At 60.8% G+C, this 11955-nt stretch carries 11 protein-coding genes; 7 read left to right on the top strand and 4 right to left on the bottom strand.

The window, feature by feature from the left end; all coding sequences use genetic code 11:
* Window positions 1-289 precede the first annotated feature (289 nt).
* Both DC522_RS30360 and DC522_RS30355 read right to left on the bottom strand, forming a co-directional pair.
* Window positions 290-1012, bottom strand: coding sequence for a GntR family transcriptional regulator (locus DC522_RS30360; RefSeq protein ID WP_165820387.1), 723 nt, complete (start codon window positions 1010-1012; stop codon window positions 290-292).
* A 215-nt stretch (window positions 1013-1227) separates the two neighbouring features.
* On the bottom strand, window positions 1228-2235 hold the full coding sequence (locus DC522_RS30355) for an SIS domain-containing protein (RefSeq protein WP_116532215.1): 1008 nt from the start codon (window positions 2233-2235) through the stop codon (window positions 1228-1230).
* Window positions 2236-2508: 273 nt separating this feature from the next.
* Here DC522_RS30355 and DC522_RS30350 point away from each other — a divergent pair, with 273 nt between their 5' ends.
* Window positions 2509-3351, top strand: a complete 843-nt coding sequence (locus DC522_RS30350) for a PfkB family carbohydrate kinase (RefSeq protein WP_116532212.1) — start codon at window positions 2509-2511, stop codon at window positions 3349-3351.
* A gap of 38 nt (window positions 3352-3389) precedes the next feature.
* On the opposite strand, the gene DC522_RS30345 is transcribed toward DC522_RS30350, so the two are convergent.
* Entirely contained in the window at window positions 3390-4508 is a 1119-nt protein-coding gene (locus DC522_RS30345; protein WP_116532211.1) for a LacI family DNA-binding transcriptional regulator, read from the bottom strand.
* A gap of 135 nt (window positions 4509-4643) precedes the next feature.
* Here DC522_RS30345 and solA point away from each other — a divergent pair, with 135 nt between their 5' ends.
* From solA to DC522_RS30315, 6 genes are all read left to right on the top strand, one after another.
* A complete protein-coding gene (gene solA / locus DC522_RS30340) occupies window positions 4644-5846 on the top strand; it encodes an N-methyl-L-tryptophan oxidase (protein ID WP_116532210.1) in 1203 nt (400 codons plus the stop codon).
* 133 nt (window positions 5847-5979) lie between these two features.
* A complete protein-coding gene (locus DC522_RS30335; protein WP_116532209.1) occupies window positions 5980-6813 on the top strand; it encodes an ABC transporter substrate-binding protein in 834 nt (277 codons plus the stop codon).
* Window positions 6814-6905: 92 nt separating this feature from the next.
* The gene (locus DC522_RS37120) at window positions 6906-8486 is read left to right on the top strand and encodes an amino acid ABC transporter permease/ATP-binding protein (protein WP_116532208.1); all 1581 of its coding nucleotides are present in this window, start codon (window positions 6906-6908) and stop codon (window positions 8484-8486) included.
* Window positions 8487-8556: 70 nt separating this feature from the next.
* A complete protein-coding gene (locus DC522_RS30325; RefSeq protein ID WP_116532207.1) occupies window positions 8557-9681 on the top strand; it encodes an FAD-binding oxidoreductase in 1125 nt (374 codons plus the stop codon).
* A 75-nt stretch (window positions 9682-9756) separates the two neighbouring features.
* A complete protein-coding gene (locus DC522_RS30320; RefSeq protein ID WP_116532206.1) occupies window positions 9757-10137 on the top strand; it encodes a VOC family protein in 381 nt (126 codons plus the stop codon).
* Window positions 10138-10191: 54 nt separating this feature from the next.
* Window positions 10192-11199: a Gfo/Idh/MocA family protein gene (locus DC522_RS30315; protein WP_116532205.1), complete on the top strand. Its 1008-nt coding sequence runs from the start codon at window positions 10192-10194 to the stop codon at window positions 11197-11199.
* Window positions 11200-11252: 53 nt separating this feature from the next.
* Here DC522_RS30315 and DC522_RS36540 read toward each other — a convergent pair whose 3' ends face one another.
* Entirely contained in the window at window positions 11253-11369 is a 117-nt protein-coding gene (locus DC522_RS36540; RefSeq protein WP_245444695.1) for a DUF1127 domain-containing protein, read from the bottom strand.
* Window positions 11370-11955: the final 586 nt, after the last annotated feature.

Here is an 11955-nt window from a genome sequence, read left to right as displayed (position 1 = left end):
TCTCGTTGAGCCTGAGGCGTGCCGCAACTATTTCACCGCCGCCGGATACGGATTCGTCTGAATGCCCGATGCTCTAGAGAACGTGGAAATGTCCGAGTTTGACCAAAGCGGACAATGCGCGCATCCTACCGTTAGAGCATCGTGCGGAAAAGGGGACCCGGTTATTCGCTAGCGCGGCCCTTTGGGTCGCTTTCAACGATGCTCGGCTTGAAAGAGGAAGCATCGGATCGATCCCCAAAGTGGAATCCACTTGTGGGTCCGATGCTGTAGCGACTGCGGAGCGTCCTCCTCAAGAGGAGATTGAGTATGTCACCCGGTCGCAAGGCGTGATCAGAACTGAGAACGAGATCGGCTTTCGCCCCTTGCCGAGAACGAGCTTCTCGATGCGGTACACAGGCTGCGACGCCGTGCAGGCCAGGAGCTCACATTCCGCGGCAGACGGGAAGTCCACGTTGATCGCCCGCTCGGCCGCCTTTGGCTCCTCGCCATAAAGGGACTTCAGGGCCTGGTTGAATGATCCTCCCTTGGACACCGGCTCCGCCACCCGCCCATACCGGCTTCGGAGAAAGTACAGTTCCTCAAGCGTCAAGGGGCGGCCGTCGACGAGCAGCAGCCGGCGAATCCCGACGAGCTGATCGCTCCCTGTCGCCTTTAGGCGTTCTTTCACATCGTTCGAAGATGCCTGAGCCGCGCTGTCCAACACGGCATAGCGCACCTTATGTCCGCTGCTCGTCAGCGATTCCGTAAACCCGGAGAGCGACACGAGGGTCTGTTCGACCTTGGGCTCGGTGACGAGGGTTCCTCTACCATGCACCCGCTTGAGATAGCCGTCTGAGCAGAGCTCCTGAACGGCTCTGCGCAGAGTAATTCTGCTGACTGCGTAATGCTCACACAGGTCCGGCTCGGCAGGCAGATAGCTGCCGCGCTGAAACCGTCCCTCCTTGATGTCCCGGAGAAGCAGATGTCTCACCTGATCGTAGAGAGGAGTCAGGTTGTCATACTCAACCTTCATGGCGTCCGCTCGTCTTTGACGGATGGGCGTCATCCGTTGCCGGCTGTGGGTGGCGACCCAATCCCTCAAAGCAGATCGCGCCGGGTTGGACAAGTTCTCGTTTCCGGCTGCCGCAGCTATAAGTATCGGGTTATCCCTAAGCGAGCGGGTATGAATTGATTGAGGTCGGGCGTGGTGTGCGCTGCGCCCTGTGTTACGGAGGCGCAGCGCGGATCTCAATAGCTGATCTTCTTCATGTAGCGACGCCCTTCGAGCATGGCGTGTTGCCGAAGATCGGCCAGCTTGTAGGCGAATTTCCATAAGGTGTCGAAAAAGATCAGCGGCACGACGTTGCCCTTGAATTCATCGTCGATGCCGGACAGGTCCAGCTCCCTGGCGTCGAGCACCATGATCTTCTCGGAGGATCCGAAACGTTCGAGAAAGCCTTTGGCCCGCTCCTCGAGCGGGCGGGTTTCGTCCAATCCCAGCATCATGATGAAGGCTTTGCCCTTATCCAGAACCTCGAACGGACCGTGGAAGAACTCGTTGGCGTGAATGGCTTGCGAGTTGATCCATTGCATCTCCATCAGGACGCAGATCGCATAGGAGTAGGCCGCTCCATAGTTGGCGCCGCTTGCAACGGTGTAAATGACCGACTCATCCTTGAAACGAGGAGCGAATTGCTCGAACAGCCCTGCATAGGTCTGGTGGGCTCGATCGATTGCGGCCTGGAGATTGCCGAGGCTCGCCAGCAATGGCCTCAGCTTGTCAGTGCCGTCATAGATCCGAACCAGACCCATGACGATCTGGTAGAGGCAGGAGTAGTTGCTGTCGATCGCGTCGATGGGCACACCCGTCGTGTAGGGCGCCTCGAACCGGACGGCGTGGTCCACTGCCTTGGCGAGCGGAGAATCGAGGTCCTGGCTCAGCCCGATCGTGGTCGCGCCCTTCGCGCGGGCGTGCTCGGCGGCACGGAGCGTCTCTCTCGTGGTTCCGGTCATCGAGCAAAGCACGACGAGGGAGTTGACGCCGAGCGTGCGCGGAGAGCGGTGAACGAACTCGTCGCTGTTGTAGCAATCGGACGTCAGCGCTGCAGATTGGCGGTCGAGGAGATATTTGGCCGGATGCATCACCGCCAAGGAGCCGCCACAGGCGACGAAGAAGACGTGGTTGATCGTCTTGCCGGCCAGATCCTCAAGGGAAGCCTTGATATCGGCCTTTAGCTCGGTTTGCCTATCGTTCATTGTCGATCCTTGCCTCTCGAAATTGGCCTGTCTGATGATCGGAAGGGAGATGACTTCCGTCGCCACAACTAATATGATGTCTTATGATGTCTCATCGTTCCGGAAAAGGACAGACATGTCAATCCAGTCCCTATGTTGCCAAGCTCGCGATGCGGCAGATGCCGGGCGCGCCAACCTGTGGAACCACATGGCTCCGGTGCTTTGCCAGACCTTTGACAAGGGGAGCAAAACGCAGCAGCGTCCTTGCACGTGCATCCTCGGGAACAGCAGCCCATGACAAGAATCATTGCCGTTGGGGACAATGTCGTTGATTGCTACCAGTCCACCGGCCAGATGTTCCCGGGCGGCAGTTGCCTCAACGTCTCGATCTTTGCGCACCGCTTCGGTGCCGCCTCCGCCTATGTCGGAGCCGTCGGGCAAGATGCCGCGGGCGACCTCATCCGGGCGGCGCTTGCGGAGGAGGGCGTCATTACCGAGCGGCTCCGGGTGCTTCCGGGGCCGACAGGCTATTGCATCATTGGTCATCAGAACGGTGACCGGGTCTTTTTGACATTCGATCTCGGCGTATCGATCTTCCGGCCGGACGATGACGACATCGAATTCGTCCGTTCCTTCGACGCGGTTCACATCGGGCAATCCAGCGGACTCGACGTCGATCTCAAGCGCTTCTCCGCCGCGGCCCGTCTGTCCTACGACTTTTCCACGCGCCGTGACGGCGCTCATCGCGAATCGGTCGCTCCACTCTGCTTCCTCGCGTCTCTGTCGGGGGGCGATTTGGATCGTGCCGATGCGATAGCATTGCTGCGTCAGACCCTGGCGGCGGGAGCACAATGGTGCCTCGTCACGCGTGGAGAAAACGGCGCTCTTCTTGGCACGGGGGATGACGTGTTCGAGACAGCCGCCGTGCCTGTCAAGGTCGTCGACACCCTCGGGGCGGGAGACACGTTCATCGCACGCACGCTGATCGGCCTTCTGCGTGGTGAGGCGCCGCAGGAGACTTTGAGCGCTGCGGTGCAGGCAGCGGCTGAGACCTGCACGCGCATCGGCGCGACCGGCCATGCCGCTGCGATGGCAGTCGATGTCAGCCACATTCCGGCTCTCAAGGGCATCGAATGAGCGAAGCCTGCGCGCCTTCGAATGACCTAAGCTGGCATTTAGCTCGCGATGCGTTTGCTTGCGCGCGCACGCCGGGATGGCGGCGCCTCGTCGGCCGGCGCTCCGGTCGACTGGCGCTCGATCAGCGTCGTCTTCACGACGACCTGCCGCGGCGCAGCAGCCGTTCCACGAATCCGCTCGATCAGGATCCTGGCGCTTTCCAGCCCTAGGTCGTAGATTGGCTGCGCGATTACGGTGACGGGCGGAGACGTCACACTCGTCCAATCCGCATCATGAAATGCAATGAGCGACACGTCGTCTGGGAGCGACAACCCAAGACCGCGGATAGTCTTGAAAACCTCGAGCGCGACCAGGTTGTCGGAGGCTAGGATCGCGGTAGGGCGCTCGGGAAGGTTGAGAAGATCAGTGACGATCTTGCGCGACGCCGCGGAACCCGTGGCGCCGAGACGGATGAAGCGTTCGGGCCTCTCAATGCCTGCCTGGCGACTTGCGTCCAGAAATCCGTCGATACGCTCCATGACGGTCGATGTGTCGATCTGATCGCGACTCTTGTAGATGGGATCGTCGGAAGCAACCGCAGAGATATAGGCAATCCGCCGGTGACCGGCCCGGATGAGAAGCCAGGTGGCTGCCGAGGCCGCGTCCTTGTCGTCGCAGACCACCATGTCGACATTCAAACCGGGAACCGCGCGATCCAGCAGGACCAGCGGGCGGCCTGATTGGTGGACCTCCTGAAGGTGACGCGTTTCAGACGTCCGGGCCGGAGTGACGATCAGGCCGTCGACCCTCTTGCCCGTGAGTACCCTCACGGCGTCGCGCTCCTTCTCAATCTCCTCTCCGGAATTGGCCAGGATCACATCGAATCCTGCGGCCGAAGCCGCATCGCTGATGCCCCGGACAGCCAGTCCGAAATAGGGGTTCTCGATATCGCCGACGATGACTCCGATGGTGCCTGACCGGCCCGTCGAGATGCTGCGGGCCAGTTCATTCGGCTGATAGCCAAGCTCCTTCGAGGCCGCGAGAACCTTGGCCTTCACGGCGTCACTCGTGACTCCGTACCCGCCCAGGACTCTGGCGGCCGTCGCCTTTGAGACGCCGGCTCTCCGCGCAACGTCCTGGACCGTAACCGATCGCTTGTGGGTGCCGCTGTGTTCCATGGTTTCAGGACCTAGGCAGTCGATGGGTTGCTCGTCAAGCCAAATAGGAGGTTGACAGGTGAGACCGGTATCAATAGCTTTGAGACCGGTCTCATAAGGCAATCTAGTGTCTTTCTGGCAGGAATGGAAGAGCAGATGCGGCCAAGTGAATTCGATGCGGATATCGCGGTCGTCGGATTGGGAGCCATGGGCGCCAATGCTGCTTGGCGTCTCGCGGAGCGCGGGCTGAAGGTCATCGGCATTGAGCGCTACCATCCGGGCCACGTGCTGGGCTCATCCCATGGCAAGACCCGCGTGTTTCGCGTGGCCTGCCTGGAGCACCCTAATCTCGTGCCGCTTGCCCGCCGCTCCCGCGAGCTCTGGACGACGCTGCAGGAAAAGTCCGGAACCTCTGTCATTCGCGACACGGGCGCCGTGATGATCGGTCCCGAGGACAGCGAAGTCATTGCCGGTACGCTGGCGGCGGCGACGGCCCACGACCTGCCTGTTGTCCGGCTGACCCGGGAAGAACTTCAGCGGCGCTTCCCCCAGCACCAGAACTTGGAGCCAGATCACGTCGGCATCTGGGACCCAGAAGCCGGCGTCGTGCATCCGGAAGCCGGCATTGTCGCGGCCGTTGATGCCGCGCGGGCAGCTGGCGCCACGATCTACACCGACACGAAGGTCACGGACATCGAGCTGATCGACGGCGGCGTTGTTGTGACCACACCCACACGTCGCTTCACGGTGGCGCAGGTGGTTGTCACCACCGGAGCATGGCTGAGCAAGCTCATGCCGGAGCTTCCGCTGACGCCTTTGCGCACGCCGATGATGTGGTTCGAGCCCGCCGACAGGAACGATCCGTCATTCAGGCTCGAGAGCTTCCCGACCTTCATTCGCGCCGTCGACACCAACAATTGGATCTGGGGCCACGGATCGGGAGATGGCTTTGCTGTCAAAGTCGGTCCCGACAGGGACCCGAATTTCCGCGAGGTCGATCCCGATACGGTCGATCGCGGCATTTCCCCTGCCGATTGGAGGCTCGTGTCCGAACTGGTGTCGAAGGCGCTTCCGGGTCTCAATCCGGTTCCGGTTCTGACGACAACCTGCATGGTCACTCATTCTCCAGACGGCCACTTCCAGATCGGCCGCCCCTATGACGATCCGCGTCTGATTGTCGGCGGAGGATGCAGCGGCCACGCATTCAAGCACGCCAGCGGCATCGGCGAGATCATCGCCCAGATCGCCTGCGGCGAGGAACCATTCATCGATCTCGCTTTCGTGGATCCGAACCGGTTTCTCCGCGGCCAAGATCGAGCGCCGGCCTACCGGCCTCGGTACATCGAGTCCCGGGCCTGACCTGGGACCGTTCGACACGCAAGAGGGGAGGTCCTGACACAACGCACAGCCACAACGATCCGCACCGGCATGCGTCAGGCATGCTCAAAAACAAGAACAGAATCGAACGCATCTTTCAGACTGAGGAACGACGATGAATACTGCACAATGGTACAAGTCTTTCGCGAAAGTTGCGGCCTCCGCCGCGCTGACGCTCGGAATGGCCTTCGGCGGCGCAGCTGTCGCACAGACCGGGAAAGCCAATCCCTACAACCTCATCGACCCGACCCGGATCAGTGTCGGAACGATGGGTGACGCCAGACCGTACGTTTTCGTTGATAAGAATGGCGAGTTCTCAGGGTTTGATATCGAACTCTTCCTCGATGTCGCCCGCCGGATCGGGTTCAATAAGGATCAGGTCACGTTCACCGGGCAAGACTTCTCGGCCCTGATGCCCTCCGTGGCCAACGGACGGTTCGATGTCGCTGTCGCGGCAATCGGCACGACGGAAGCCCGCAAGAAGACCGTGGACTTCTCCGACGGCTATCTCGCCGGATATCTCTCGGTCATCACGGCCGACGAGAAGATCAAGACGGAGGCCGATCTGGCAGGCAAGCGCCTCGGCGTCATCCAGGGAACTCTCCAGGAGATCTATGCGACGAAGAATTTCACCAAGTCGGATCTCGTGAAGTTTCCTGACAACAACGCCGCTATTTCGGCTCTCAACAACGGGACGATCGACGCCCACTTCTTTGATTACGAGGCGGCGAAGCAGCAGGCCGAGCGCTACAAGAGCCTTCGGATCGCCATCAACGTTCCGTCCTTCGATGCACCGGCCGGTTTTGTTGTGAGGAAGGGCAATGACGCCTTCCGGGAGGCGCTGAACAAGGGCCTGCGTGAAGCCATGCAGGACGGCACCTGGAAGCGGCTCCACGAGAAGTGGTTCCCGGGCACGCCGATGCCTGACCAGTACCTGCCGAAGTCATAACGGCCTGAAAGATCTCCCGCGTTCCTTGGCTGGAGCAGATTCCTGGCTGCTCCAGCCAAGCCCGAACCGAGGAGGCAGAGGGAACAGAACTGATGAACTGGCTGGAAAATCTGCGCCGAAGCTTCCTCGATTGGGAGTCGATGGCGGAAGTGCTGCCGAACATGATCGCGGTCGGGCTCAAGAACACGCTCATTCTTGCCGTGGCCTCGACCATCCTTGGCACCGTCATCGGCATGATCCTGGCCGTGATGGGAATCTCCCACTCCAAATGGCTGAGAATACCGGCGCGCATCTACACCGATGTGTTTCGTGGTCTGCCTGCCATCGTGACCATTCTGCTCATCGGGCAGGGTTTCGCGCGGATAGGACGGGACCTGTTCGGACCGTCGCCTTACCCGCTCGGGATCATTGCCCTGAGTCTCATTGCAGGTGCCTATATCGGCGAGATCTTCCGCTCGGGCATTCAGAGCGTCGAGCGGGGACAGATGGATGCCTCGCGCGCGCTCAGCATGAGTTACGCTCAGGGCATGCGCCTGGTGGTCATCCCGCAGGGCGTGCGCCGTGTCCTGCCGGCGCTCGTGAACCAGTTCATCGGCAACGTGAAGGATTCGAGCTTGGTCTACTTCCTGGGCCTGCTGGCCTCGGAACGCGAGCTCTTCCGCGTGGGTCAGGATGCTGCGGTTGTCACCGGCAACCTGTCTCCGCTGCTGCTTGCCGGCATCTTCTATCTTGTGATCACCGTCCCGCTCACGCATTTCGTCAACTATATCGATTACCGACTGCGGACCGGCAAACGTCCGACCGTTGTCACCAGCGGCCTTAAAGAGGTCAGCGAAATGGAAGAGGCTGGGATTGTCTCAGGCGCGACAGGGGCTCTGACTTCCGGAGATAAACACCTGCCTGCCAGCCCATCTCTCGCAAGCAATTCTGCGGAGCCGGTGCGTTATCAGGGAGGCAGCCTGGAGGTCTCTGATCTGAGCATGGCCTATGGCGCCCTGAAGGTCCTTCACGGCATCAATCTCACGATCAGGCCCGGTACGGTGACGTGCATCATCGGTCCGTCGGGATCGGGCAAGTCCACCCTCTTGCGCTGCCTTAACCGTCTCGTAGAACCCTCAGGTGGCGACATTTTGCTGGATGGTGACAGCATCTTCAAGTTCAAGCCCGAGCATCTGCGCCGCCGCGTCGGCATGGTCTTCCAGCAGTTCAACCTGTTCCCTGACCATACGGCACTCGGTAACGTCGCTCTGGCGCTTCGGAAGGTGAAGCGCATGCCGAAAGACGAAGCCTATAAGATCGCCGCGGCTCGTCTCGCCGAGGTCGGACTGGCCGAGCGCATGCACCACCGGCCTTCACATCTGTCCGGTGGACAGCAGCAGCGCGTCGCCATTGCGCGCGCCTTGGCCATGAACCCTGAGGTGATGCTGTTTGACGAGGTGACAAGCGCTCTCGATCCGGAACTGGTCAAAGGCGTTCTGCAGCTCATGGCCAAACTTGGCGAGGAGGGGATGACCATGGTGGTCGTCACCCATGAGATGAACTTCGCTCGCAAGGTGGCTGATCAGGTCGTGTTCATGGACGAGGGCAGGGTGGTCGAGGTCGGACGTCCCGAGGAACTGTTCGACAATCCGCACAGCTCGCGCCTCAAGCGCTTCCTGTCGCAGGTCCTGTAGCCCCTGCAATCCGCTCCGCTATGCCTAGCGCGTGGCGGAGCAAGCACGAACCTTCAATAAGGAACCTCATATGAACTCCCCATCCCGTGTTTCCCGCGTCGCTGTCATCGGCGGCGGAATCTTCGGCGTATCATCGGCCGTGCAACTTGCCCGCCGCGGTGTCAGTGTGATCCTGGTGACCGAGTGCGCCCTCGCGAGCGAGGCCTCGGGCCGCTCACTCTCCTGGCTGAACTCCTCACGCATGCGATCCGCCGAATACCACCAGTTGCGCATGGTCGGAATCGACCGCTACCGGACCTTGGCGGTGAAGCATCCCAATGCGGCGTGGCTGCGCTTCGACGGTGGTCTCACCTGGGATTCCGACGACGAGTCGAACGAGATCGCGAAGGTCTACGCTCACGAGCGGAGCATCGGCTACGACGCTCAACTTCTGGCGGCCGATCAAGTTGCGGTGGTGACGCCGGGCGTCGATGCGCGGGCCATCACACGCCAAGGAGCCATCTTCAATCCGGGCGAAGGATGGGTCGATCTTCCGTCGCTGATCGGCGTGCTGATCGAGGAGTTTTCTGCGCTCGGTGGTGAAGTCATAACCCATGCGGGACGCGCCTCCGTCGATGTCACCGGTGGACGCGCAACCGGGATCGTGACTGCCGACGGCAGGCGCATTGCGGCCGATGCGGTGCTGCTCGCCGCCGGAGCCGCCGTGCCGAAGATCGTGGCCGAGATCGGATGCCACATCGCTGACGCAACCCCGATTTCGCTTCTCGTCAAGACGAAGCCCATCGATGTCGCCTTGCGGGCCGTTCTCAACACGCCCCGCGTCGCCGTGCGACCCACGCCCACGGGCTCGCTCGTGCTCGACTCCGCCTGGTCGGAAGAGGAAGTCGTCCGGCGTCCGGACGACACCTACGAGGTGAAGGACTCAACCGTTCAGGGTCTTCTCGCCGAGGCATCGGCGGTTCTCGAAGGCAACCCGAACCTCGTTCTCGATTCTTATGGCGTCGGCCCGAAGCCCATCCCAGGAGATGGAGAGCCGGTCTTCGGCGAGTTGCCCGGAATCTCCGGCTACCATGTCGCTTTCAGCCACAGCGGAGCGACGCTGGGTCTCATCGCAGGTGAGCTTTTGGCGGATGAGATCGTGACAGGGGTGCCGCATCCTTTGCTCGCAACGTTCCGTCCGGGGCGGTTCGCCTGATCCGACCCGGGCCTCCCGCCGGACACAGAGAGGCGCTGCTGTGGTGACCGGTTCCAACCGTGACAGGAGAGACTGATGCTGGAGGCCGTTCACCACGTTGCGATCATCTGCTCGGATTATGAGCGCTCGAAGCATTTTTATGCCGAGATCCTGGGACTCCCGATCATCCGCGAGGTCTGGCGCGCGGAACGGCAGTCCTGGAAGTGTGATCTGCAGGTGGGCACGTCCCAGGTCGAACTCTTCTCGTTCCCGTCGCCTCCGGCGCGGCCAACGCGGCCGGAGGCGTGCGGGTTGCGCCATCTCGCCTTTTCAGTCGCGGCGCTCGAGCCCGTCATCGAGCACCTGCAAAGCCACGATGTTGTGGTCGAGCCGATCCGGCTCGACGAGCATACGGGTAAGCGCTTCGTTTTCTTTGCCGATCCCGACGGCCTTCCGCTGGAGCTCTACGAACGGTAGCGCTGTCTTGAATTGGGACGAAACATTTTGGAACACACTTGGGAAGGAACTCGCGTGTCGAAGAAAGTCAGATGGGGAATTTTGGGCGTCGCCAAGATTGCCCGTGAGCAGGTGATCTCGGCCCTGAAAGGCGGCGAGTTGACGGATGTGGTGGCGATTGCGTCCCGTGACCGAAATCGGGCGCAAGACGCCGCAGCGGAATTCGGTCTTCCGAAGGCCTATGACTCCTATGAGGCGTTGCTGGCCGATCCGGAGATCGATGTCATCTACAATCCTCTGCCTAACCACCTTCACGCCCCCCTCACCATCAAGGCGCTGGATGCGGGCAAGCATGTCCTGTGCGAGAAGCCGATTGCGCTGAATGCCGAGGAGGCGCAGCAGATCGAAGCGGCTCAGAAGAAGAGCGGCAAGCTCGTTGCCGAGGCCTTCATGGTCCGCTTCCATCCGCAATGGCAGCGGGCGCGGGAGATCGTACGGAGCGGTCGCCTCGGCGATGTCCGAGCAATCCATACGTTCTTCTCGTATCATCTCACCGACCCTGACAATATCCGTAACCAGCCGGGGATCGGCGGCGGCGGCCTCTACGATGTGGGATGCTACGCGATCGCGACCGCCCGCTACATCTTCGGCGCGGATCCGGAGCGCGTGATTGGTGTGTTCGACCGGGATCCTGCCATGCGAACGGACCGTCTTGCGAGCGGGCTGGCCGAGTTTCCGAGTGGGCGGCATCTGGCCTTCACCTGCGCAACGCAGCTTGTGCCAACCCAGCGGGTGCAGATTGCAGGCACAAGGGGGCGGCTGGAGATTCAGGTGCCTTTCAACCCAAGGCGCGACCAGCCGACTCGCCTGATGATCGACGATGGGCGAGATCTGATCGGCGGCGGGGCAGAGACGGAAGAGTTTCCCCCCACTGACCAATATCAACGCCAGGGCGATGCATTCTCCCGCGCGATCTTGGAGGGGAGCAGCCTCGAATTTCCGATGGCGGATGCGATCATGAACATGCGGGTTCTTGATGCGCTCTTTCGATCCGAGGAGTCGAAGGCCTGGGAAGTCGTTTGAACATCGTGACGGCGATAGCCCCTATCCAGGCAGCCGATTTGCCTTTGGAAGGATCACCTCACCGTGGCTTCCGGCAGCCTGCTCTTCATGACAAATTGATGGGCGACACTGGCTATCTGGAAACGGGAGATGCCAAGATCAGCCAGCTCATGATCGGAGAGCTGCGACAACTCGCGCGCCGTTTCACGGTACAGTTTGTAAGCATGGATTTTCAATTGGATGTCGGTGACGAATATGGAAAGTCCCAATCCTTAACCAGCCATCATGGCTAGCTATCCTTGCTCTTGTCGAAACGAAGCATATAGAAATGCAGTTCGCGCGTTGGCAGACCGCGTAATAAAAAACAGTTATGCTTTCCTCACATGGCGACCCGTAGAAGACAGGCTCAATGGGAGTCGACGTTCTTCGAAGGATAAAAAGCGCCCTGTACAGGGCGCTCAAGGTTCCAGCCTGAGGAACAGAGCCGGATAGGATTGCTTACGATACCGGCGTTCAATTTACGTTGCGCCAGATCAAACTCAGCAGGACTTCAGCTGCTACGACCTCACAGGCCTTGCTGCCCTCGCCACCGTCTCGTCGGCCTACTTCGGTGTTTCACAAACGCCGCCCACGCAAGCCTTCTCGGAATTGTGCTCTCAGTTCCGCACAGGAGAGTCGAAGGAAGGTCCGCTTACCACTCGAGGCTGTGTGGAAACAGGCTGATTTGGTAGACTTGCTCTCCGACGTGGGAGGCCAAGATGACGCGCTTCATCGAGG

The organism is Microvirga sp. KLBC 81 (assembly GCF_003075415.1).
Taxonomy (GTDB): domain Bacteria; phylum Pseudomonadota; class Alphaproteobacteria; order Rhizobiales; family Beijerinckiaceae; genus Microvirga.
This window is presented reverse-complemented; position numbering and strand designations above follow the sequence as displayed.

Bases quoted from the DNA above. Each gene is read 5' to 3' on its own strand.
- solA (WP_116532210.1), top strand. From the start codon at position 4,644: ATGCGGCCAAGTGAATTCGATGCGGATATCGCGGTCGTCGGATTGGGA.
- DC522_RS37120 (WP_116532208.1), top strand. From the start codon at position 6,906: ATGAACTGGCTGGAAAATCTGCGCCGAAGCTTCCTCGATTGGGAGTCG.
- DC522_RS30360 (WP_165820387.1), bottom strand. From the start codon at position 1,012: ATGAAGGTTGAGTATGACAACCTGACTCCTCTCTACGATCAGGTGAGA.
- DC522_RS30355 (WP_116532215.1), bottom strand. From the start codon at position 2,235: ATGAACGATAGGCAAACCGAGCTAAAGGCCGATATCAAGGCTTCCCTT.
- DC522_RS30335 (WP_116532209.1), top strand. From the start codon at position 5,980: ATGAATACTGCACAATGGTACAAGTCTTTCGCGAAAGTTGCGGCCTCC.
- DC522_RS30320 (WP_116532206.1), top strand. From the start codon at position 9,757: ATGCTGGAGGCCGTTCACCACGTTGCGATCATCTGCTCGGATTATGAG.
- DC522_RS30350 (WP_116532212.1), top strand. From the start codon at position 2,509: ATGACAAGAATCATTGCCGTTGGGGACAATGTCGTTGATTGCTACCAG.
- DC522_RS30325 (WP_116532207.1), top strand. From the start codon at position 8,557: ATGAACTCCCCATCCCGTGTTTCCCGCGTCGCTGTCATCGGCGGCGGA.
- DC522_RS30345 (WP_116532211.1), bottom strand. From the start codon at position 4,508: ATGGAACACAGCGGCACCCACAAGCGATCGGTTACGGTCCAGGACGTT.